Genomic DNA, 21,069 nt, shown 5'->3' on the forward strand with positions numbered 1-21,069 from the left:
TCGCATGATCGTCGTTATTGCAATGCAATATAAGCTTTTGCAGCCGTGATTCAATCGAAGCTGCGTCGCACCCTTAATGCCGTCTTGCCGGGCTGTGAACCGGCCGCGTTGCCCCCCCCCCGCGGGAGGGCGGCGCCTCGGATCAGCCGTAGCGATCGCGCCAGGAGGCTTGCGCACCGTCCACGGGCAGGGATGTCGCCTCGAAGACGCCGCGGGCGATGGCGCGGGCCATGACGAGGGTGGCCAGATGGCAGAGTTCCATGAAATCGGTGGAACTGGTGAGCGCCCGGCGACTTGTCGCGGCCGAGAAGATGGTATCGCCGTCGGCCGGAAGGTGGGCGGGCAGCACGGCGCGGGCAAGCCCGTCATGGGCCATGATCGACAGGCGGTGGGTTTGCGCCTTGGTCAGCGCTGCATCGGTGACGACCGCGCCGATCGTGGTGGCGGTCAGGTTGATGCCTTTTGCGCGCAGGATGGTGTCGGGCGAGGAGAAATTGGCCGGAAGGCCGATGCCGCCGAACTCGTCGTCGAGCTCGAAGGGGGCGGCCCAGAAGAACGGACCGTCGCCGATCGTGGCCGAGCCCATGGCATTGACCGCGGCGATGGCGGCGATGGTATGGCCACCGCTGGTCATGGCGCTGGCGGAGCCCAGGCCCCCCTTGAAGGTGGCCGTCGTCGCGCCAGTGCCGGCGCCGACGCTGCCGAGTTCGAACGGACCGTGTTTCGCCGCCATGAAGGCATCATAGCCCATGTCGCGATAGGGCGAATGCAGGCCCCAGTCCTTGTTCCCGCCGTTGAGCAGATCCATCAGGATCACCTGCGGCACGATCGGCACCCGGACATCGCCGACAGGGAAGCCCCGTCCGATGGCGCGAAGCCCCGCCTGCACGCCGCCAGCGGCATCGAGGCCGAAGGCCGATCCGCCCGACAGCACGAAGGCATCGACCGCTTCCACCGTCATTCCCGGATCGAGGAGCGCCGTCTCCCGCCCACCCGGCGCGCCGCCGAGCACGCTGCCCGAGGCTGTGGCCGGCCGGTCGAAGACGATCACGGTCACCCCGGACCCGAGCTTCAGGTCGGTCGCATGGCCGACGGCAACGCCTTCGACATCGGTCAGAAGATTGAGTTGGGATGTCATGCCGCTCCTCGTATGCGCTACGGTTCCGAGGGAACCACCTATGGCCTTGAAAATATGCGCGGAGATTGGCCTCGTCCGTGATCGGAATCAAGCCATAGGAGGAGGATGGTGCGCCGGAAGAGCATGGGGCCGCGAGACGGACAACTGCCCGGCCTTCGAAATATGCCGCTGTAGTATGGCGATAATACCCGCTGCCGCAGGCGATTTGCTAGCGTCCGCCCGACATTCCAGAACGGGAGGATGACATGTCGAAAAAGATTCTGATGATCACCGGCGATTTTGCCGAAGACTACGAGACCATGGTGCCGTTCCAGACGCTGCTGGCCTGTGGGTATACCGTCGACGCCGTCTGCCCCGGGAAGAAGGCCGGCCAGACGATCGCCACCTCGATCCATGATTTCGAAGGCGACCAGACCTACACGGAAAAGCGCGGCCACAATTTCGCGCTCAACGCCACCTTCGCCGACATCAAGGCATCGGACTATGACGCGCTGGTCATTCCGGGCGGCCGGGCGCCGGAGTATCTGCGTCTCAATCCGGAGGTGATTGCCGCCGTGAAGCACTTCTTCGACGCCGACAAGCCGGTCGCCGCCGTCTGCCACGGCGCCCAGATCCTCGCCGCCGCCCGCGTCCTCGAAGGCCGCACCTGTTCGGCCTATCCGGCCTGCCGCCCCGAAGTGGAACTCGCCGGCGGCACCTATGCCGACATCGCCATCGACGCGGCCGTCACCGACGGCAAGCTGGTGACCGCGCCAGCATGGCCGGCGCATCCGGCATGGCTCAAGCAGTTCATGGCGGTGCTTTCCGCCTGATCCACGACGTTTTGCCGCGACGGCGGGGCTTTGCGAGCTCCGCCGTTTCGCGATAGGGTCTTGTCCACGTCGAGGCCGCACATTCGGGAGGAAACCATGTGCAAGCTCTTCATCCAGGCCGATCCGGGCCTCTGGGAAAGCCAGACGAAGTCGCTCCGGATCGACGGCATGGTGACCAGCGTGCGGCTGGAGAACTTCTTCTGGATGACGCTGGAGGAGGTCGGCCGCCGCGACGGCATGACCGTGATCCAGCTGATCGCCAAGCTCTATCATGAATCGATCGACGCCGGGCATGATCTCGGCAATTTCACCTCGTTCCTGCGCGTCTGCTGCGGCCGCTATCTGGCACTGCAGCTGTCCGGCGACATCCCGGCCAATCCCGACCTGCCGATCGCGGCGCTCGATGCGGAGCATATCCTGACTGCCGAGAAGGCCAAGTACCACTGACGGACGGGACGGGGTCGGCCCTGCCGCCTTTGTAATGCGCTGCGTCAGCCTGGCGGCGTGACGAAGCGATCCGCCGGTGCTATAGCTCGGCCATTGCACCGGCAGCCAATCTGCGTCCTTCCCCGCCTGCCGGACCCTCTATGTCTTTCAGGAGTTCATCCCCCATGCCCGGTCCCAAGGTCGTTCCCGTTCAAGGTGACGCGCACATGCCCGCCCGCGTCGATGTCGTCGTCATCGGTGGCGGCATCATCGGCGTGTCGACGGCGCTGGAACTGGCCGAACGTGGCGTCTCGGTGGCGCTGTGCGAAAAGGGCGGGATCGGCGAGGAGCAGTCGAGCCGCAACTGGGGCTGGGTGCGCATTTCCTGGCGTGACCCGCGCGAGGTGCCGCTGATGGCCGAGGCGATTCGTATCTGGCAGGGGCTCGACGCCCGGACCGGGCGCGACACGGGCTACAAGCAGTGCGGTATCGTCTTTGCTTCGCTCGACGACAAATATGCAGCGAAGAATGCCGAGTGGCCGGACATTCTCAGCGACTACCAGATGAAGTCGCGGATGATCGACGGGCCGGAATTCAGCGGGCTCTATCCCGGCATGAAGCACGACTTCAAGAGCGCGTTGTTCACGCCGGCCGACGGCCGCGCCGAGCCGCAGAAGGCCGCACCGGCGATCGCAGAGGCGGCGCGCGACAAGGGCGCGCATATCCTGACCAGCTGCGCGGTGCGCGGCATCGAGACGTCGGGCGGAAAGATCTCCGGCGTGGTCACCGAGCGCGGTTCGATCGCCTGTTCCTCGGTCGTGCTGGCCGGCGGCGCCTGGTCGAGCCTGTTTGCCCGCAATGCAGGCATCGACCTGCCGCAGCTCAAGGTGATGAACACCGTCATCCGCACCAAGCCGATCGAGGGCGGGCCGGAACACACGCTCTATGGCAAGGACTTCGCTTTCCGTAAGCGCCAGGATGGCGGCTACACGATCGCCTCGCGCTACGACAACATCGTCGAGATCGTGCCGGACAGCTTCCGCTTCATGCTGAAATTCCTCCCCGCGCTGAAGAGCGAGTGGCGTTCGCTGCGCTTCCGCGTCTCCGGCCGTTTTCTCGAGGAGGGCCGCATGGCGCAGCGCTGGCGCATGGACGAGGAAACGCCGTTCGAGCGCTGCCGGGTGCTCGACCCAAAACCCTCGGACAAGTGGACCAATCATGCGCTGGCGCAGCTGAGACAAGACTATCCGGTCTTCGCCAAGGCGGAGATCGAGCAGCGCTGGGCGGGTTATATCGACGTGTCTCCGGACGCCGTGCCGGTGATTTCGCCGGTTGAGGCGGTTCCGGGTTTCTTCATCGCCACCGGTTTCTCCGGCCACGGTTTCGGCATCGGTCCGGGGGCGGGGCGCCTGATGGCGGACCTCGTCACTGGTCACGCCCCTTGCGTCGACCCGAAAGCCTTCCGCCTGTCGCGTTTCTTCGACGGTTCGAAGATCGAGATCATCAGCGGGGTGTGAGGAGAACGACTCTTCTCCCCGGGGGAGAAGGGCCGAGAACCCTGCGACCGGCTCAGGACGGGGCAATGAGGACGCCTCGTGCGCTGAGATCAGTTGGCTTCGCCCCCTCATCCGGCCCTTCGGGCCACCTTCTCCCCGATGGGGAGAAGGGAAGCTTCAGCGCTTCATCATCCTCGGATCGAGCGCATCGCGGATCGCGTCGCCGATATAGTTGACGCTGAGCACCGTGAGCGAGATGGCGAGACCCGGCCAGAGGACGCGCGACGGGTTGATCTGCAGGAAGTTTGCGCCGTCGAACAGCAGCCGGCCCCAGGTGGGGAAGTCCGACGGGAAGCCGAGGCCGAGGAAGGACAGCGCCGATTCCGTGATGATCGCCGAGGCGATGCCGAGCGTCGCCGAAACCATGATCGAGCTCATGACGTTCGGCAGGATGTGCTTGAGGATCACCCGGTATTCCCACATGCCGCTCGCCTTGGCCGCCAGCACGAATTCCTGGCTTTTGACGGCCAGCACGTCGCCGCGCACGATGCGGGCGGTGTGCATCCAGCTGGTCACTCCGATGACGAAGACGATCAGGATGAAGATCCCCGTCTCCGGGCCGAAGGCGGCCCTGAGTGTGTCGCGGAACAGCATGATGATCACCAGCAGCAGCGGCAGCAGCGGCAGGGCGAGGAACAGGTCGGTGATCCGCATCAGCATGCCGTCGATCCGCTTGAAGTAGCCGGACAGGACGCCGACCAGCGTGCCGAGCAGCAGGGCCAGCAGCATGGCCGTGATGCCGACTGCAAGCGAGATCTGCCCGCCGGCGAGAACCTGGGCCAGCATGTCGTGGCCGAGATTGTCGGTGCCGAAGGGATGGACCCAGGACGGTCCCTGGTTCTTCGCCTTGATGTCGATCTTGTTCGGGTCGATCGTGTGGATGAACGGTCCCAAATAGACGGCGATGACGATGAAGGCGAAGACAATGAGCCCCGCGACGCCGCCCGGATGTGCCCGGAACTGGCGCCAGAGATCTCCGGCGAACGAGCCGCTCGGCTGTTCGATGGTGGCGATGGCGTCAGTCATAGCGAATCCTCGGGTCGAGAATGCCGTAGAGGACGTCGGCAATCAGGTTGAAGAGAACGATCAGCACCGCGAAGATGAAGGTGAGCGTCTGCACCAGCGGAATGTCGGCGCCCTGGATGGCGGTGATCAGCAATTGGCCAAGCCCGTTCACCCGGAAGATCTGTTCGGTGATGATGGCGCCGGAGAAGATGGTGGGAACGCCGAGCGCGATGACCGTCACCACCGGGATCAGGCTGTTGCGCAGCACATGCACCAGAAGCACGACCTTTTCCTTCACCCCCTTGGCCCGCGCGGTGCGGACATAGTCCTGGTGCAGGTTGTCGAGCATGGAGGCCCGCACGAAGCGGCTGATCTGCGAGGTATTGTAGAGGGTGAGCACGACGACCGGCAGGAACATCTGCCTGACCTGGGCGAGGAAGCTCGACCAGTCGTTGACGACCAGATTGGTGTCGTAGATCGACGGGAACCACTGCAGGTGCGAGCTGAAGATGACGATCAGCAGCACGCCGGTGAAGAAGGTCGGCACGGAATAGCCGACCATCGAGACGAAGGTGCCGATCTGGTCGAACACCGAATACTGCTTGTAGGCTGAGATCACCCCGATCGGGATCGCCAGCAGGACGCCGAACAGATAGGACAGGCCGACGACCCAGAGCGTCTGGGGCAGGCGCTGGACGATGAGGTCGACGACCGGGCTGCGGGTGGCCCAGGACAGCACGCGCAGGCGTTCGCCCGTGCCGATGGTCAGCCCGGTCAGCTGTTCGAAGATGTTCAGCGGTTCGTTGACGAAGAACTGCTGCAGCCATTTGAGGAAGCGGATGAAGAAGGGTTGATCCAGGCCCAGCGCGGCTCGCATCTGTTCGCGAACTTCGGGCGGAATGGTCAAGGGCAGGTCGCCGAGGGGATCGTTGGGAGCGAGATCCAGCAGGGCGAAGATAATGAAGCTAATAATGAGCAGCGTCGGGATTGCAAACAGCAATCGCCGCAGAGTGTAGGTGAACATCGGATGGTCCCCTGACTGTCACGAAGAGGGCGGTCGCCGGGCCGGCGGGGATGCAGGCCCGGCGAAACGGCACTTACTTCTTGCGAGTCCAGTCAGCGACGTTCCACAGTTCGCTGTCCCAGGCGTTCATCTTGACGCCTTCGAGGGTGACCGAATGGGACGAGACGCTACCGCGATGGATGAGCGGGATCTGCGCCACGTCGTTGGTCAGCATGTCGTTCAGCTTCTTGGCGATGACCGCGCGGTCCTCGAGCTTGGCGGTCTTGCCGAGTTCGACGACCAGCTTGTCATAGTCCGCATTGCAGTAGCGAACGATGTTCTCGCCCTGCCAGCCATTGGCCGGGCTCGGGATCTTGTCGCACATCCAGCCGGCCATATACTTCTCCGGATCGGTGCCGTCGAAGTTGTTGGTGTACATCTGGAGGTCGGCATAGAACTTCTGGAAGGTGTCCGGGGAGGCCGGATCGCCGCCGAAGAAGACCGAGGCCGCGATGTTGCGCAGTTCGACATCGACGCCGATCTGCGACCACATGTCCTTGACCAGCGCCTGGGTGGCTTGACGCACCGAGTTGGTGGAGCTCTGGTAGAGGAAGGACAGTTTCACGCCGTCTTTCTCGCGGATGCCGTCGGAGCCCTTGACCCAGCCGGCATCGTCAAGAAGCTTGTTGGCGCCCTCGACGTCCTGCTTCAGGCACCAGTCGACGTCGGTCGACTTGTAGATATCCGGCGCCGGCAGGATGTTGCAGGTCGGCTGACCCGCTTCGCCATAGCCGGCCTCGTCGATGATGTCGCGGTCGATGGCGAGCGACAGGGCCCTGCGCACGGCCGGATCCTTGAAGGCCCGATGCGGGCCTGCTTCCTTGGTGGAACGCTTGTCGCCGAGCGAGGAGTCGACGGCGAAGGCGTTGACGTCGATACGTTCGACCTGGGTGCCGAAAGCGGTGACCAGCGTGCCCTTGCCGGCGGCGACCATGGTGGCGAGGATTTCCGGCTCGACCTGCATGTTCCACGCATAGTCGAATTCGCCGGTCTCAAGCACGGCACGGGCGGCCGATGCCGCGTCACCGCCACCCTTCAGCGTCACGGTGGCGAAAGCGGGCTTGGCCGGGTCACGATAGTTGGCATTGGCTTCGAAGGTGATGACGTCGTTGGCCTTGAACTCCTTGACGACGAAGGGGCCGGTGCCGATCGGACCGAAGTTGGCGTCGGTGCATTCAGGTGCCTTGGCGCCGAGGCAATCCTTGAACTGGGCGGCCTGGATGATCGGCGACTGGGCACCGACAAAGGCGCTATAGGGGTAGGGCTTGGCTTCGGCGAAGGATACCTTGATGGTGGAGGCGTCGACCGCCTCGACATTGGTCACGCCTTCGTAATACGCGGCCTGGGCGCAGCCGCCGTCCGGCGCCGTGCAATACTTCCAGGTGAAGATGGCGTCGTCTGCCGTCACGGCCGAGCCGTCCGACCACTTCAGATCGGGCTTCAGCTTCCAGGTGATGCTCTTCAGGTCGGCCGCGACGCCGCCGTTCTCGACGGTCGGGATTTCGGCGGCGAGCATCGGCACCAGCCCGCCGGTCTCGTCATAGCGGGCGAGCGGCTCGAGCACCATGGACGAGCTGTAGACTTCCTTGGTGCCGCCGGAGAGATAGGGGTTCAGGGTCGAAACGGCCTGCCAGAAGAGGATCTTCAGTTCACCGTCCGAGCCTCGCTCGGCCAGCGCAGGCGCGGCCTGGAAGGCCAGCGCTGCAGCCGAAGCTGCCAATAGTATGCGAAGTTTCTGCATGTCGTCATTCCCCTGTTTTTATAGTTGGAGTTGTGATGGTCAAAGCCGCCGAAGGAGAGTTCCCGCTCTCCCGGCAATCAAGGCCCGTTCCGCCTATATATCGGGCCTTGTTTCGTAATTTTGACTGGTTGGCCTCCGCTGAAAATCGCCGCCCGTTCGAAAAAGACATCCGAAGATGGCGGGCCTGATCAAAATTTGAGCCATCTAAGCATAGGCCTATTTTGCGTTCAAGGCGGAAAATTGCGGCTTGCAAAAGCGCTTTGAGGCAGCGCAGTATGACGCAACAAGAGTGGGAACCATAAGAATAATCGAGGACCGAACGCATGCCTGTGTTGAACCGTGCCAGCGAATTGCAGGGCGAGGTAGCCGCCTGGCGCCGCCACCTTCATGAGAACCCGGAACTGCTGTTCGACGTCTACGAGACGGCCGAATTCGTCGCCGAGAAGCTGACATCCTTTGGTTGTGACGTGGTCGAGACCGGCATCGGCCGGACCGGCGTCGTCGCCATCATCAAGGGCAACCGCGGCGACGGGCCGGTGGTCGGATTCCGCGCCGACATGGACGCCCTGCCGATCTACGAGACGAGCGGCAAGGAATGGGCGTCGAAGACGCCGGGCAAGATGCATGCCTGCGGCCATGACGGGCACACCGCCATGCTGCTGGGCGCGGCGAAATATCTCGCCGAGACCCGCAATTTCCGCGGTTCCGTCGCGGTGATCTTCCAGCCGGCCGAAGAGGGCGGCGGCGGCGGCCGCGAGATGGTCGAGGATGGCATGATGGAGACCTTCGGGATTTCGCAGGTCTACGGGATGCACAACCATCCCGGCATTCCGGTCGGACACTTCGCCACCCGCAAGGGTTCGGTGATGGCGGCGGCCGACGAATTCGAGATCATCGTGCATGGGCGCGGCGGCCATGCGGCCCAGCCGCACAAGACCATCGACCCCGTGCTGGTCTCCTCCCACATCGTCATCGCGCTCCAGTCGATCGCCTCGCGCGAGGTGGATCCGCTGAAATCGGTGGTCGTCACGGTGGCGACGGTTCATGGCGGCGAGGCCTCGAACGTCATCCCCAATACCGTCAAGCTGACCGGCACGATCCGCACGCTCCTGCCCGAGACCCGGGACTATGCCGAAAAGCGCCTGAGCGAGGTGGCGAATGGCATGGCCGCGAGCTTCGGCGCCAGCGCCGACGTGCACTATCGGCGCGGCTATCCGGTGACGTTCAACCATGCCCACGAGACCGAATTCGCGCTGGGCGTCATGCGGCGGATCTCCGGCGAACGGGCGGTCGATGGCGACCTGCCGCCGATGATGGGGGCGGAGGACTTTTCCTACATGCTGGAGGCGCGTCCTGGCAGCTTCGTCTTCATCGGCAATGGCGACAGCGCCAACCTTCACCATTCGGCCTACGACTTCAATGACGAGGCGATCCCCTATGGCATCAGCTATTGGGTGACGCTCGCGGAGACGGCGCTCGCGGCATAGGGCCGCGACCCCAGGTTCTTGTCGGAAATCGTAGGCTTCAAGGGATGTGTCGGATGGTGGATAAGGCGAATGGCAATCTTCAGGGCGATGCCCCGGTCCTCTCGGTCCGGGACCTGACGACCTCCTTCAAGGTCGGCGACGAGTGGCGGTCGGTGGTCAAGGGCGTGAGCTTCGATGTCGCTCCGCGCGAGACGGTGGCGATCGTCGGCGAATCCGGTTCGGGCAAGAGCGTCACCTCACTGTCGATCATGCGGCTGCTGCCGCAGAATTCGAGCCGCATCGAGGGCAGCGTCAAGCTGAACGGGCGGGAACTGCTCACGCTCGGCTCCGAGGAGATGCGCAGGGTGCGCGGCAACGAGATCGCCATGATCTTCCAGGAGCCGATGACCTCGCTCAACCCGATCTTCCCGATCGGCAAGCAGATCGCCGAGGCTATTACCTGCCATCGCGACGTCTCGGCCGCCGAGGCGAAGACCGAGGTGCTGCGGCTTCTGGACAAGGTTCGCATCCCGAACGCCAAGAACCGTTTCGGCGACTACCCGCATCAGTTTTCCGGCGGCATGCGCCAGCGCGTGATGATCGCCATGGCGCTCGCCAGCCGCCCCAAGCTCCTGATCGCCGACGAGCCGACGACGGCGCTTGATGTCACCATCCAGGGCCAGATCCTCGACCTGATCAAGGTGCTGCAGGACGAGGAAGGCATGGCGGTGCTGTTCATCACCCATGACATGGGCGTGGTGGCGGAGGTCTCCGACCGGACGATCGTGATGTATCGCGGCGAGGCGGTGGAGACGGGGTCCACCGACGACATCTTCAATCGCGGCAAGCACCCCTATACGCGGGCGCTGCTGTCGGCCGTGCCGAAGCTCGGCTCGATGGGCGGGCGCTTGCGGCCCATGCGCTTTCCGGTGATCGACATCGTCACGGGCGAGACCCGCATTCCGGAGACGGAAGCCGGCGGCGTCGACGGTACCAAGCGGCCGGTGCTGGAGGTGAAAAACCTCACCACGCGCTTCGACATCCATTCCGGCCTGCTCGGCCGCAAGAGCGGCGCCGTGCACGCGGTGGAGAACGTCTCCTTCGACCTGCGCGAAGGAGAGACGCTGGCGCTGGTCGGCGAATCGGGTTGCGGCAAGTCGACGACGGGGCGCTCGATCACCCGGCTGGTCGAGCCGACCGCTGGCGCGATCTCGCTCGACGGTTATGACGTCGTCAACCTCGACCGGACATCGCTGCGCAAGATGCGACGCAGCATCCAGATGGTGTTCCAGGATCCGTTCGCCAGCCTTGATCCGCGCATGAGCGTCGGCAGCGCGGTGATGGAGCCCTTCGTCGAACATGGCCTGGGGCCGAAGGCGCAGGCCCGCGACAAGGCCGCCGACCTGCTCGAGCGGGTAGGGCTGAAGGCCGACATGATGCGGCGCTATCCGCACGAATTCTCCGGCGGTCAGCGCCAGCGCATCGCGATCGCCCGCTCGCTGATGCTCGATCCCAAGGTGATTGTCGCCGACGAGGCGGTCTCGGCGCTCGACGTGTCGATCAAGGCGCAGGTCTGCAACCTGCTGCTCGACCTGCAGCAGAGCTTCAATCTCGCCTATCTGTTCATTTCCCACGACATGGCCGTGGTCGAGCGGGTCAGCCACCGGGTGGCGGTGATGTATCTCGGCGAGATCGTCGAGATCGGTCCGCGCCAGGCGGTTTTCGACAATCCGCAGCATGCCTATACGCGCAAGCTGATGGCGGCCGTGCCGATCCCGGACCCCGCACGTCGCAGCCTGAAGCGCAACATCTCGACCGACGAGATCAAGAGCCCGGTGCGGCCGGTCGGCTATGTGCCGCCAGTGCGGCAATATCGCGAGGTCTCGGCCGGGCATCTCGTGCAGATGTAAGGGCAGGTGCGTCCGATCGCCTGCCTTCTCGATCGGGCCTGTTTCCACTGGAGGTGCGCAGATTTCATCTGCCCCTAATCAAACATCCGTCATTGTTCTCGGTTAGGGCCAAGGGGCATTCGGGCGAGAGCCGGTGGGGAAATGGCATGGCGGAGACAAACGGCGAGCATTCGAACGATCCCGGGGATCGCGGCGCCCGCAGGCGCGGTGGTCGGCTCTCCGATATCCTGACGAGCATTGCCGGTGACGAAAGCCGGGACCGCGTTTCCGTTGCCGACATCTTCCAGGCCATGGGTGATCGCGCCTTCGGTGCGCTGATCCTGATCTTCGCACTGCCGAACATCATCCCCACGCCGCCGGGCACTTCGGCCCTCACCGGCGCCCCACTCGTCTTCCTATCCGCCCAGTTGATGCTCGGCCAGTCGCCCTGGCTGCCGAAGATCATCGCCGAACGGTCGATGACGCGCGGCGACTTCGCCTCGATCGTCAGCCGCATCTCGCCCTGGCTGGCGCGTGGCGAGCGCATGTTGCGGCCGCGCCTCGGCTTTCTCATCTATCCGCCAGCCGAATATATCATCGGCCTGCTCTGTCTCATCCTGTCCACCGTGCTGATCTTGCCCGTGCCGCTTGGCAACATCCTGCCGGCCATTGCGATATGCCTGTTCTCCTTCGGCATTCTCGAGCGCGACGGCCTATGCGTGGTGCTGGGAGCGGCGATGACCGTCGTCTCGCTGACGGTGGTCGCCGGCGTGCTGTTCGCCCTCGTCAAGGGCTTCATCCTGCTGCTGACAACGACGATCTTCTGACCGTCGAAAACCGCCCGCCCTTCAACCTCTTTGCAAAGCGGTCGAAGGCAGCCTATCGTCGGCGGACCGAATTTCACGCCCAGGACATGCCATGTTGATCTCGCTCTACCAGATGCAGCCGGTTTCCGGCGATGCGGCCGCCAATCTCGCCAAGATCGCCCAGGCGGCCGAAGCTGCGAGCGACATGGGGGCCGAACTGCTGGTGGCGCCGGAGCTCGCGGTCAGCGGCTACGGGCTTACGCCCGAGCGCTTTGCCGAAATCGCCGAGGGCCGGGACGGCGAGATCGTCGGGGCGCTGTGCGACATCGCCGCCGAGTTCCAGCTGGCGATCTGCGCGGGGTTTCCCGAGCGCGACGGCGGGGCCGTCTACAATTCGGCGGTCGTGGCGCGACCGGACGGCACTTGTGAATTCTACCGCAAGGGGCATCTCTACGGCGACGGAGAACGGGCATGCTTCGTGCCCGGCGCGGATGTGCCGCCGGTCTTCGACCTATTCGGCATCCGCACCGGCATGCTGATCTGCTACGACGTCGAGTTTCCGGAATATGTCCGCACGCTGGCGCTGGCCGGTGCCGAACTGGTGCTGGTGCCCACGGCCCTTCCGAACGGCGAAATCAGCCGACGCGTCGCCGACATGGTGGTGCCGACCCGTGCCTTCGAGAACGGCATCTTCCTCGTCTATGCCGATCTCTGCGGTGAGGAGGGCAGCTTCTCCTACAGCGGCCGGTCGGCGATCATCGGCCCTGACGGCGACGAACTGGCCCGCGCCGGCACGCGCGAAACCCTGCTCGTCGCCGAGATGGACACCGCCGCCTATGACGACTGCCGCCGGCAGAACCCCTATCTCGCCGACCGGCGGACGGGGCTCTATCGGCTGGGATAGACTCGGAGCAACCGCGACCTTGTCCGTCGGACGGATGCATCCTACATGGGTGCGACATCGATGGAGGCTCCGGATGATCCTTGACGCTGCAGGATTGGCCCTGCGCAATCTTTTCGCTCCAGAGACCCGGTCTGTCTTCTGGAAGGTGATCGGGCTGACGCTGCTGGTGCTCGCCGGCTTGTGGTTCGCGCTTCGCGAGACCTTCGTCGCCTATGCCATGCCCTGGGTCGATGCGCTGATGCCCGGCATGCCGGAATGGGCCGGGTGGCTGACCTTCATCTTCGGCATTTTCGCCAGCATCGGCCTGGCGCTGGCGCTCGCGCTGCTTCTTTCTTCCGTCACGGCGATCATTGCCGGCCTGTTTCTCGACGACGTGGCCGAGGTGATCGAGACGCGCGACTATCCGGCCGATCGACCGGGCACGGCCATGCCGATCGGCGCGGCCATGCTCTCCTCGCTGAAGTTCTTCGGCATCGTGCTCGTCGGCAATATCATCGCCTTGATGCTGCTGCTGGTGCCCGGGATCAACATCGTCGCCTTCTTCCTCGTCAACGGCTATCTGCTCGGCCGGGAATTCTTCGAATTCGCCGCCATGCGCTTCCGTTCGCCGGACGAGGCGCGGCTGTTTCGCTCACGCCATTCCGGCACCGTCTTCGCAGCCGGTCTGGTGATCTCCGCCTTCCTGGCGATCCCGATCCTCAATCTGCTGACCCCGCTGTTTGCCGCGGGCCTGATGGTGCACCTGCACAAGCTGCTGTCGGCACGGGACGGTGTCCTACCCGTCTGATCAGGACGGCAGGGCCACCGTATCGTACATTGCCGCGAACTCGGCGCTCGGCGGGATCGGCTTGATGATGTCGATCAGAACCCCGTTGGGGTCGGCGGTGATGAAGTGGCGCTGGCCGAAATCTTCGTCCGTCATTTCCTTCAGGATCGGCAGGCCGGCGTTCTGGCAGGTCTCGTACAAGCCATCCGGGTCCTCGACCTCGAAGTTCAGGATGAGGCCGGCCACGCCCGTGCGGGCCTTCTCCGGCACAGTTTCGTGGGAAGCATCGAGGATCGCAAGCGCGACCTTTTCGTCCTCGGTCGACTGCAGGTGTACATACCAGTCGCTCTCAAAGAGAGTCGCGAAGCGGAAATGTCGGCAATAGAAGCCGGCAGTCTCGGCGACGCGATCGGTCATGATCACCGGATAGTAGCTTGTCGTTTTCATGGCTTTCGCTCCGATCGAATTTAACATACAGTATGAATGTATCGTGATCCCTATCATACATTCACCTTGCACGTAAAGAGAGTCCATGGCGAAAAATACCCGAGAGGGAATGGAGCAGACGCGGCAGGCGCTGATTGCCGCAGCCCGGCGGCTGTTCGCGGAAAGGGGATTTGCCGACACCGCGACACACGACATTGTCGCGGCCGCGGGTGTCACGCGCGGCGCGCTCTATCATCACTTCGACGACAAGAGGGCCTTGTTCGAAGCGGTCCTTGCTGCCGAGGCAGAGGCGGTTTCCGCTGCCATCGAGGCGCAATCCGGTGAGGCCACGTCTGCCCGCGAAGCTTTGCTTTCGGGCGCCAAGGCCTATTTCGACACCATGCGTGAACCCGGGCGGACGCGGCTGCTTTTGCTTGACGGGCCTGCCGGGCTTGGAACAGCCAAGGTGTCGAAAATAGATGCTGAACACGCCGAAGGTCGCTTGCGCGAGGGGCTGAAGGCTCATCTCGAAGAGGCCGGAGCTTCCCTCGAGGGTCTCGACGCGCTGACCGATCTACTCTCTGCAGCCTTTGACCGTGCCGCCCTTGCGATCGAGGCAGGGGGGCGGCGAAGCGAATACGAGAACGCGATCCGAACTCTTGTCGACGGCCTCGCGCAAGCACGACGTTGATGCAGCCGCGCAGTCTCCACTGCGATTGCGGACGGCACCATCGATCTTGCTCAGTCGGCGGCGCCGATCATCTGCGGCGGCAGTTCCACCAGCGGCGCCGGCACGTCGCAGGTCTTTTCCGGCGACTTGCAGATGTCGGCAATGATGCAACGCTCGCATTCCGGCTTGCGCGCCTTGCAGCAGTAGCGCCCGTGCAGGATGAGCCAGTGATGGGTGTGGAAGAGATATTGCCTGGGGATGATCCGCATCAGCTTGTCCTCGATCTCGTCCGGCGTTTTGCCGGGGGCGAGGCGGATGCGGTTGGCGATGCGGAAGATATGCGTGTCCACGGCAATCGTCGGGATGCCGAAGGCCATGGACATGACGACGTTCGCGGTCTTGCGGCCGACGCCGGGCAGCGTCACCAACTCCTCGCGGGTCTTTGGCACCTCGCCGCAATAGACGTCGACCAGGCGCTGCGAGAGCGCGATGACGTTCTTCGCCTTGTTGCGGTAAAGGCCGATCGTCTTGATGTAGTCCCGGACCTTTTCCTCGCCGAGGTCGAGCATCTTCTGCGGCGTGTCGGCCACCTTGAACAGGGCGCGTGTGGCCTTGTTGACGCCGGCATCGGTTGCCTGGGCGGACAGCGCGACGGCAACGACGAGAGTGAACGGATTGACGTGTTCCAGTTCGCCCTTGGGCTCAGGCCGCTGGATCGAGAAGCGGCGGAAGATCTCTTCCAATTCCGCCTTCGAATAGGCCGAACGGACCAGGGGCTTGCGCTCCACGCCTCCGGGATTTGACTTTTTCAAGGTTTGGGTGCTGGATTTCTTCATCGGACTCGTCATGGACAATCTATAGTCGGCCCCAATGACCAAAGGCAATGTGAACCCCGTCGCGGAGCAGCCGATATTCGCTGCCGAACTTGTGCCCCATCGCTCGCTCGGCCGGAAGGGCTTCCGCATCCTGCTGATGATGACCGGCGCGGTCTGTGCCGTGCATGCCGTGTTCTTCATGGCGACCGGTGCCTGGCCGATCGGCCTGTTCTTCGGCCTCGATTTCCTGCTGCTCTACGGCGCCTTCTGGCTGAACTACCGATCCGGCCGCGCCCGCGAGGAGGTCTATGTCTCGCGCACCGATCTCGCGATCCGAAAGTTCACGCCTTCGGGGCGGATGACCGAGCATTGGTACAATCCTTTCTGGGCCCGCTTCTTCGTCAAGCGCCACGACGAGATCGGCATCGTCTCGATGCAGGTGACGGGGCAGGGGCAGCGCACCGAGATCGGCTCGTTTCTCAATCCCGACGACCGGGAGAGCTTCGCCCGGGCGTTCAAGGGTGCGCTGGCGACGGCCAAGCAGCGGATCTGATGCGAACATTTCGTGGGGCGGCGGTGACAGCCCCTCATCCGCCTGCCGGCACCTTCTCCCCGCAGGCGGGGAGAAGGACCATGCGGCACCGCCGTGGCCGTCCCCTCTCCCCGTTTACGGGGAGAGGGGCAGGGTGAGGGGCAGAACACACGCCTCGACCCTGGTCCGTCCCGGCGAAGAATTGCCTTGTGCTCGAAGTCGTCCATCATCGTCGGATCCGGCCAGAAACGGGTGGCGCGTCGGCCTTGCGCGTGGTGAAGTCGGGTCATAAATGAGGATTAAGCCATGACCCTTGCTCAACAGATCGACCTTTCGACGACCACCGACATCACGCCCGAGGGCTCGGATTACGAGACCGTGCGCCGGGTGATCGAGATGCTGACGCTCGACTACCAGGCGCAGCCGTCGCTGGAGGTGATGGCGGCGCGGCTCGGGCAATCGCCGAGCCAGCTGCAGAAGACCTTCACCCGCTGGGCGGGCCTCACGCCGAAGGGTTTCCTGCAGGCGGTGACGCTCGACCACGCCAAGCGGCTGCTCGGCCGGGAAGGTATGCCGCTACTGGAAACCTCGATCGAGCTCGGCCTGTCAGGCCCCGGCCGGCTTCACGATCTCTTCGTCACGCACGAGGCCATGTCGCCGGGCGAATGGAAGGCGCGCGGGGCAGGGCTCACCATACGCTACGGCTTTCATCCCTCGCCCTTTGGGCTGGCGCTGGTGATGGTGACCGAGCGGGGGCTGGCGGGGCTAGCCTTCGCCGACCCGGGCGGCGAGGCCGCCTGCTTCGACGACATGGCGGAGCGCTGGCCGCAGGCCAACTATGTCGCCGACCAGGCCGCGACCGCGCCCTATGCGGGCCGGATCTTCGACCCCGAGAAATGGTCCGGCGAACAGCCGCTGCGCGTCGTGCTGATCGGCACGGATTTCCAGGTCCGGGTGTGGGAGAGCCTCTTGGAAATCCCGCTCGGCAAGGCGGTCACCTATTCCGACATCGCCGCAAGGATCGGCCAGCCGACGGCGAACCGGGCGGTCGGTGCGGCGGTCGGCCGCAATCCGATTTCCTTCGTGGTGCCGTGCCACCGCGCGCTCGGCAAGAGCGGCGCGCTCACCGGCTATCACTGGGGTCTGACGCGCAAGCGCGCCATGCTCGGCTGGGAGGCAGGAAAAATCTGCGGCTGAGCGTTAAGGCTGATGGATCAATTAATCGATTAGAATCGTTTTCCCGCATTCTTGACTTTGCCATCTTCCGCTGGTGATAGTCGGCACGAATTTTTCGGCCCCGACCCTTTCCACAACCGGGCCGCTTCGAAGAACAGGGATAACGATCATGACCTCCAAACTCGTACAGCTTCGCGCCATGACCACCGTGGTCGCCGACACCGGTGACATCGAAGCCGTCGCGCGCCTGAAGCCGGTGGACTGCACGACCAATCCCTCGATCGTTCTGAAGGCGCTTGGCACGGACGCCTTTGCCGACGCCTTCAAGGAAGCGATCACCTGGGGCAAGGCCAAGGGTGGCGCGGACGAGGCCGTGGTCGAGGCCATCGCCGATCGGCTGGCCGTTTCCGTCGGCGCAGCGCTGGCCGGCCTCGTACCGGGCCGCGTGTCGACGGAGGTCGATGCCGACCTTTCCTTCGACACCAAGGCGTCGATCGCCAAGGCGCACCAGATCATCGCCGCCTACAAGGAGCGCGGCATTGAGCGCGACCGCATCCTGATCAAGCTCGCCTCGACTTGGGAGGGCATCCGCGCCGCCGAAGTGCTGCAGGGCGAAGGCATCGACTGCAACCTGACGCTTCTCTTCTCCAAGGCCCAGGCGATCGCCTGCGCCGACGCCAATGTCTTCCTCATCTCGCCCTTCGTCGGCCGTATCCTCGACTGGTACAAGAAGTCAACCGGCGAGAACTACACGTCGGAGACCGATCCGGGCGTGCTCTCGGTGCGCTCGATCTACAACTACTACAAGTCGAACGGCATCAAGACGATCGTCATGGGCGCCTCGTTCCGCAATGCCGGCGAGATCGAAGCGCTGGCCGGCTGCGACCGCCTGACGATCAGCCCGCAGCTGCTCGACGAACTCGACGCCGCGACTGGCGACCTGCCGCGCGTGCTATCGCCGGACAGCGTCAAGGCCGAGCCGCGCGCCTCACTCGACGAGAGGGCCTTCCGCTGGGCGATGAACGAGGATGCCATGGCGACCGAAAAACTCGCCGAAGGCATTCGCGGTTTTGCCAAGGACCTCGGCACCCTGCGCGCACAGATCGCCAAGGCGCTGGCGGCTTAAGGGTCCGTTTTCAAGAACGGCCCCTCATCCGCCTGCCGGCACCTTCTCCCCGTGAACGGGGAGAAGGGATAATCGGCGCGGCCGCGGCCATTCCCTCTCCCCGCTTGCGGGGAGAGGGTCAGGGTGAGGGGCATTTCTCCGTGGGCGGGATCGTCCTCACCACCCCATCACGACATCGTCGGGAATGTGGAACGTCTCCTCGCCGTTGACGGTGACGACGGCGACGCCGCCCTGTTTGTGGCTGCGGACCTCTGCGCCGTCCTTGGCGGAAAAGCGGCCGGCGCGGTAGGTGAGCGCGCGGGTATAGCCGTTGGCGAAGGTCAGGTCGATTTCGGCGAAGGGGCCGTTGCGGACGATGCCGAAGGCGCAGGCGCCGATGCGGGCGTCGCCCGGCATCTGGCAGCGGATCGTGCCGGTGGCGTGATAGGCGGTTCCTGGAATGACCCGGTCCTCATCGTCTTCAGGCAGCGCGCCGGCCGGCGGCACCCATTCGTCGGTAATGTAGCGACCGTTGACCCAGCCGCTGATGCTCGGCCGGTCATAGGTGGAAATCCGGCACCAGAAGCCGCCGTCGCGTTCGCGGCAGCCGAGATTGCGCACCGGCTGGCCTTCCTGCAGCGCGCCGATCACCCGAAAGGCCGGGCCGGCACCGGAGCGGATGTTCAGAACATCGCCGGGGATCAGCCCGTAGACATGCCAGATCGCCGCATCGTCCGAAGGATTGCCGCCGAGATTCGGCGCCGGGATGACCAGCGGTTCCTGTGCCGGCGCGATGGCGGACCAGGACAAGGTCGCCAGGGCGATCAGGACGGGCAGGATGCGGCGCATGCGGTTCTCCATGATTTGCGGCGACGATAGTACAGCGGCCGTTATGTCGCCAGATTATCTCAGGCGAAGGTAAACGGGGGCTGTCGCGTGCGGGGCAAGCAGTGCGTACCGGAGGGGCGCGTTGGCTGTGCGTTTCGACACTGGCGCTACGGGCGGCGCGGCCGGATGTTGGCGGAGTTTTCGTAGAGAGACGTGGAGGGGCCATCCAGCGGGGTGCGAGCGGTTTCGGGGCCGCTTCTCCCCATCGGGGAGAAGGTGGCGCGTAGCGCCGGATGAGGGGGAGCGAAGCTCTGGCCATACCCGCTGTGCCGCCCCGCCCCCTCATCGCCTCGCATTCGCTCGGCACTTCTCCCCGACGGGGAGAAGAGGGATTCACAGACGAGGGGCGTCGTTTCCTGCGAACCTGCGGCTGAGATGCTGGTGCAATCGTCCAGCAGGCTCGGGCGTGGCGGTTCGCCACGCCGGTTTTGTCTCCTATCCGCGAGCGGTGCTCAGTGCGCGATCATCACGTGGCGGACGGCGGTGTAGTCCTCCAGCGCGTAGACCGACATGTCCTTGCCGTAGCCGGACTGTTTCAGGCCGCCATGCGGCATCTCGTTGCACAGCATGAAGTGGGTGTTGATCCAGGTGCAACCGTAGCGCAGGCGGGCGGCGGTCTTCATGGCGCGGGAGATGTCCTTGGTCCAGACCGAGGAGGCAAGGCCGTAGTCGCTGTCGTTCGCCCAGGCGATCGCATCGTCGGTGTCCGAGAAGCGGGTGACCGAGACGACCGGGCCGAAGACTTCGCGGCGCACGATCTCGTCGTCCTGCAGCGCGCCGGCGATGACGGTCGGTGCGTAGAAGAAGCCCTTTTCGCCCGATACCTTGCCGCCGGTGACGACCTCCATGTGGCTGTGCTCGGAGGCGCGGGTGACGAAGCTTTCGACGCGGTCGCGCTGGCGTTTGGAGATCAGCGGGCCGATCTCGTTTTCGGTGTCGTCGGCCTGGTTGAACTTCAGCGTCGAGACGGCCGAGGCAAGGTCGGCGACGAAGTTGTCGTAGATCTTGTCGGAGGCGTAGATGCGGCAGGCGGCGGTGCAGTCCTGGCCGGCATTGTAGAAGCCGAAGGTGCGGATGCCGGCGACGACGGCTTCGAGGTCGGCATCATCATAGACGATGACCGGGGCCTTGCCGCCGAGTTCCAGATGGGTGCGCTTGACCGACTTGGCGGCGGCCGCCAGCACCTTCTTGCCGGTGGCGATGTCGCCGGTGATCGACACCATGTTGACCTTGACATGGTTGATGATGGCATTGCCGACGCTTTCGCCGCGGCCGAGCACGACGTTGACCACGCCTTCCGGCAGGATGTCGGCCAGCAGCTTGGCCATCTTCAGCGCGGTGAGCGGGGTCTGTTCGGACGGCTTGAAGACGACCGTGTTGCCGCCGGCGATCGCCGGCGCGAGCTTCCAGGCCATCATCATCAGCGGATAGTTCCACGGTGCGATCGAACCGACGATGCCGACCGGATCGCGGCGGATCATCGAGGTGTGGCCGGGCAGGTATTCGCCGGCGACCGGGGCGTGCAGCGAGCGGATGGCGCCGGCGAAAAAGCGCCAGCAGTCGACGATGGCCGGGATTTCGTCATTCAGGACGGCATTGATCGGCTTGCCGCAGTTGAGGCTTTCCAGCGTGGCAAAGCCGGCGGCATCCTGCTCGATCGCGTCGGCGATCTTCAAGAGATAGGCGGAACGCTGCGACGGGGTGGTGGCGGACCAGCTGTCGAAGGCCTTTTCGGCGGCGTCGACGGCGGCGTCCACCTGGGCAAGCGATGCCTCGGGCAGGGAGAGAATGGTCTCGCCGGTCTTCGGGTTGAGGACCTTTTCCTCGGTTTCTGTGCCGGCCTCGAACTTCGAGCCGATCAGCATTTGCGTGTCCATATGGTTCT

The 21,069-nt window shown here is 64.4% G+C and carries 20 protein-coding genes; 12 read left to right on the plus strand and 8 right to left on the minus strand.

What is annotated here, in order from left to right:
* Window positions 1–142 precede the first annotated feature (142 nt).
* Complete coding sequence (locus AC07Y0_RS01775) at window positions 143–1,138, minus strand: P1 family peptidase (protein WP_498673951.1); 996 nt, start codon at window positions 1,136–1,138, stop codon at window positions 143–145.
* 245 nt (window positions 1,139–1,383) lie between these two features.
* On the opposite strand from AC07Y0_RS01775, the gene AC07Y0_RS01780 reads away from it, so the two are divergent.
* The 3 genes from AC07Y0_RS01780 to AC07Y0_RS01790 all read left to right on the plus strand — a co-directional run bounded on the left by AC07Y0_RS01780 (window position 1,384) and on the right by AC07Y0_RS01790 (window position 3,893).
* Window positions 1,384–1,950, plus strand: coding sequence for a DJ-1/PfpI family protein (locus tag AC07Y0_RS01780; protein WP_498673954.1), 567 nt, complete (start codon window positions 1,384–1,386; stop codon window positions 1,948–1,950).
* A 96-nt stretch (window positions 1,951–2,046) separates the two neighbouring features.
* Complete coding sequence (locus AC07Y0_RS01785) at window positions 2,047–2,397, plus strand: ribbon-helix-helix domain-containing protein (RefSeq protein ID WP_498673957.1); 351 nt, start codon at window positions 2,047–2,049, stop codon at window positions 2,395–2,397.
* A gap of 164 nt (window positions 2,398–2,561) precedes the next feature.
* Entirely contained in the window at window positions 2,562–3,893 is a 1,332-nt protein-coding gene (locus tag AC07Y0_RS01790; RefSeq protein WP_498673959.1) for an NAD(P)/FAD-dependent oxidoreductase, read from the plus strand.
* A 156-nt stretch (window positions 3,894–4,049) separates the two neighbouring features.
* Here AC07Y0_RS01790 and AC07Y0_RS01795 read toward each other — a convergent pair whose 3' ends face one another.
* The 3 genes from AC07Y0_RS01795 to AC07Y0_RS01805 all read right to left on the minus strand — a co-directional run bounded on the left by AC07Y0_RS01795 (window position 4,050) and on the right by AC07Y0_RS01805 (window position 7,741).
* Window positions 4,050–4,958, minus strand: coding sequence for an ABC transporter permease (locus AC07Y0_RS01795; protein WP_498673961.1), 909 nt, complete (start codon window positions 4,956–4,958; stop codon window positions 4,050–4,052).
* Window positions 4,951–5,961, minus strand: coding sequence for an ABC transporter permease (locus AC07Y0_RS01800; RefSeq protein WP_498673963.1), 1,011 nt, complete (start codon window positions 5,959–5,961; stop codon window positions 4,951–4,953). Before AC07Y0_RS01800 ends, AC07Y0_RS01795 begins: the two co-directional genes overlap by 8 nt.
* A gap of 73 nt (window positions 5,962–6,034) precedes the next feature.
* Window positions 6,035–7,741, minus strand: coding sequence for a peptide ABC transporter substrate-binding protein (locus AC07Y0_RS01805; RefSeq protein ID WP_498673964.1), 1,707 nt, complete (start codon window positions 7,739–7,741; stop codon window positions 6,035–6,037).
* Between the two features lie 323 nt (window positions 7,742–8,064).
* On the opposite strand from AC07Y0_RS01805, the gene AC07Y0_RS01810 reads away from it, so the two are divergent.
* The 5 genes from AC07Y0_RS01810 to AC07Y0_RS01830 all read left to right on the plus strand — a co-directional run bounded on the left by AC07Y0_RS01810 (window position 8,065) and on the right by AC07Y0_RS01830 (window position 13,593).
* On the plus strand, window positions 8,065–9,228 hold the full coding sequence (locus AC07Y0_RS01810) for a M20 aminoacylase family protein (protein WP_498673966.1): 1,164 nt from the start codon (window positions 8,065–8,067) through the stop codon (window positions 9,226–9,228).
* A gap of 53 nt (window positions 9,229–9,281) precedes the next feature.
* Window positions 9,282–11,117 carry an ABC transporter ATP-binding protein gene (locus tag AC07Y0_RS01815; RefSeq protein WP_498673968.1) on the plus strand — a complete coding sequence of 612 codons (1,836 nt, stop codon included), beginning with the start codon at window positions 9,282–9,284 and terminating at the stop codon, window positions 11,115–11,117.
* A gap of 146 nt (window positions 11,118–11,263) precedes the next feature.
* A complete protein-coding gene (locus AC07Y0_RS01820) occupies window positions 11,264–11,923 on the plus strand; it encodes an exopolysaccharide biosynthesis protein (RefSeq protein ID WP_498673969.1) in 660 nt (219 codons plus the stop codon).
* Between the two features lie 91 nt (window positions 11,924–12,014).
* Window positions 12,015–12,806 carry a carbon-nitrogen hydrolase family protein gene (locus AC07Y0_RS01825; protein ID WP_498673971.1) on the plus strand — a complete coding sequence of 264 codons (792 nt, stop codon included), beginning with the start codon at window positions 12,015–12,017 and terminating at the stop codon, window positions 12,804–12,806.
* Between the two features lie 73 nt (window positions 12,807–12,879).
* Window positions 12,880–13,593, plus strand: a complete 714-nt coding sequence (locus AC07Y0_RS01830) for a sulfate transporter family protein (protein ID WP_498673974.1) — start codon at window positions 12,880–12,882, stop codon at window positions 13,591–13,593.
* Here AC07Y0_RS01830 and AC07Y0_RS01835 read toward each other — a convergent pair whose 3' ends face one another.
* On the minus strand, window positions 13,594–14,019 hold the full coding sequence (locus tag AC07Y0_RS01835; RefSeq protein ID WP_498673976.1) for a VOC family protein: 426 nt from the start codon (window positions 14,017–14,019) through the stop codon (window positions 13,594–13,596).
* A gap of 85 nt (window positions 14,020–14,104) precedes the next feature.
* On the opposite strand from AC07Y0_RS01835, the gene AC07Y0_RS01840 reads away from it, so the two are divergent.
* A complete protein-coding gene (locus AC07Y0_RS01840) occupies window positions 14,105–14,689 on the plus strand; it encodes a TetR/AcrR family transcriptional regulator (protein ID WP_498673978.1) in 585 nt (194 codons plus the stop codon).
* Between the two features lie 50 nt (window positions 14,690–14,739).
* Here the strand turns inward: AC07Y0_RS01840 and nth are convergent, their stop codons facing one another.
* On the minus strand, window positions 14,740–15,516 hold the full coding sequence (gene nth / locus AC07Y0_RS01845) for an endonuclease III (protein ID WP_498673980.1): 777 nt from the start codon (window positions 15,514–15,516) through the stop codon (window positions 14,740–14,742).
* A 22-nt stretch (window positions 15,517–15,538) separates the two neighbouring features.
* Here nth and AC07Y0_RS01850 point away from each other — a divergent pair, with 22 nt between their 5' ends.
* The 3 genes from AC07Y0_RS01850 (at window position 15,539) to tal (ending at window position 18,317) form a co-directional block, all read left to right on the plus strand.
* Window positions 15,539–16,036: a DUF2244 domain-containing protein gene (locus AC07Y0_RS01850; protein WP_498673982.1), complete on the plus strand. Its 498-nt coding sequence runs from the start codon at window positions 15,539–15,541 to the stop codon at window positions 16,034–16,036.
* A 285-nt stretch (window positions 16,037–16,321) separates the two neighbouring features.
* Entirely contained in the window at window positions 16,322–17,212 is an 891-nt protein-coding gene (locus AC07Y0_RS01855) for a methylated-DNA--[protein]-cysteine S-methyltransferase (protein ID WP_498673984.1), read from the plus strand.
* A 148-nt stretch (window positions 17,213–17,360) separates the two neighbouring features.
* Complete coding sequence (tal, locus tag AC07Y0_RS01860; RefSeq protein ID WP_498673985.1) at window positions 17,361–18,317, plus strand: transaldolase; 957 nt, start codon at window positions 17,361–17,363, stop codon at window positions 18,315–18,317.
* 156 nt (window positions 18,318–18,473) lie between these two features.
* On the opposite strand, the gene AC07Y0_RS01865 is transcribed toward tal, so the two are convergent.
* Window positions 18,474–19,145, minus strand: a complete 672-nt coding sequence (locus AC07Y0_RS01865; RefSeq protein WP_498673987.1) for an SH3 domain-containing protein — start codon at window positions 19,143–19,145, stop codon at window positions 18,474–18,476.
* A gap of 491 nt (window positions 19,146–19,636) precedes the next feature.
* Window positions 19,637–21,061, minus strand: a complete 1,425-nt coding sequence (locus AC07Y0_RS01870; protein WP_498673989.1) for a gamma-aminobutyraldehyde dehydrogenase — start codon at window positions 21,059–21,061, stop codon at window positions 19,637–19,639.
* Window positions 21,062–21,069 lie beyond the last annotated feature (8 nt).

This window comes from Allorhizobium sp. GW101-3B10 (assembly GCF_059424725.1).

What these genes read in the sequence shown, in the direction of transcription:
- AC07Y0_RS01795 (WP_498673961.1), bottom strand. Translation starts at nt 4,958, where the DNA reads ATGACTGACGCCATCGCCACCATCGAACAGCCGAGCGGCTCGTTCGCC.
- AC07Y0_RS01865 (WP_498673987.1), bottom strand. Translation starts at nt 19,145, where the DNA reads ATGCGCCGCATCCTGCCCGTCCTGATCGCCCTGGCGACCTTGTCCTGG.
- AC07Y0_RS01870 (WP_498673989.1), bottom strand. Translation starts at nt 21,061, where the DNA reads ATGGACACGCAAATGCTGATCGGCTCGAAGTTCGAGGCCGGCACAGAA.
- AC07Y0_RS01840 (WP_498673978.1), top strand. Translation starts at nt 14,105, where the DNA reads ATGGCGAAAAATACCCGAGAGGGAATGGAGCAGACGCGGCAGGCGCTG.
- AC07Y0_RS01775 (WP_498673951.1), bottom strand. Translation starts at nt 1,138, where the DNA reads ATGACATCCCAACTCAATCTTCTGACCGATGTCGAAGGCGTTGCCGTC.
- AC07Y0_RS01825 (WP_498673971.1), top strand. Translation starts at nt 12,015, where the DNA reads ATGTTGATCTCGCTCTACCAGATGCAGCCGGTTTCCGGCGATGCGGCC.
- AC07Y0_RS01815 (WP_498673968.1), top strand. Translation starts at nt 9,282, where the DNA reads ATGGTGGATAAGGCGAATGGCAATCTTCAGGGCGATGCCCCGGTCCTC.
- AC07Y0_RS01835 (WP_498673976.1), bottom strand. Translation starts at nt 14,019, where the DNA reads ATGAAAACGACAAGCTACTATCCGGTGATCATGACCGATCGCGTCGCC.
- AC07Y0_RS01855 (WP_498673984.1), top strand. Translation starts at nt 16,322, where the DNA reads ATGACCCTTGCTCAACAGATCGACCTTTCGACGACCACCGACATCACG.
- AC07Y0_RS01830 (WP_498673974.1), top strand. Translation starts at nt 12,880, where the DNA reads ATGATCCTTGACGCTGCAGGATTGGCCCTGCGCAATCTTTTCGCTCCA.
- AC07Y0_RS01805 (WP_498673964.1), bottom strand. Translation starts at nt 7,741, where the DNA reads ATGCAGAAACTTCGCATACTATTGGCAGCTTCGGCTGCAGCGCTGGCC.
- AC07Y0_RS01780 (WP_498673954.1), top strand. Translation starts at nt 1,384, where the DNA reads ATGTCGAAAAAGATTCTGATGATCACCGGCGATTTTGCCGAAGACTAC.
- AC07Y0_RS01810 (WP_498673966.1), top strand. Translation starts at nt 8,065, where the DNA reads ATGCCTGTGTTGAACCGTGCCAGCGAATTGCAGGGCGAGGTAGCCGCC.
- nth (WP_498673980.1), bottom strand. Translation starts at nt 15,516, where the DNA reads ATGACGAGTCCGATGAAGAAATCCAGCACCCAAACCTTGAAAAAGTCA.
- AC07Y0_RS01850 (WP_498673982.1), top strand. Translation starts at nt 15,539, where the DNA reads ATGACCAAAGGCAATGTGAACCCCGTCGCGGAGCAGCCGATATTCGCT.
- AC07Y0_RS01800 (WP_498673963.1), bottom strand. Translation starts at nt 5,961, where the DNA reads ATGTTCACCTACACTCTGCGGCGATTGCTGTTTGCAATCCCGACGCTG.
- AC07Y0_RS01785 (WP_498673957.1), top strand. Translation starts at nt 2,047, where the DNA reads ATGTGCAAGCTCTTCATCCAGGCCGATCCGGGCCTCTGGGAAAGCCAG.
- tal (WP_498673985.1), top strand. Translation starts at nt 17,361, where the DNA reads ATGACCTCCAAACTCGTACAGCTTCGCGCCATGACCACCGTGGTCGCC.
- AC07Y0_RS01790 (WP_498673959.1), top strand. Translation starts at nt 2,562, where the DNA reads ATGCCCGGTCCCAAGGTCGTTCCCGTTCAAGGTGACGCGCACATGCCC.
- AC07Y0_RS01820 (WP_498673969.1), top strand. Translation starts at nt 11,264, where the DNA reads ATGGCGGAGACAAACGGCGAGCATTCGAACGATCCCGGGGATCGCGGC.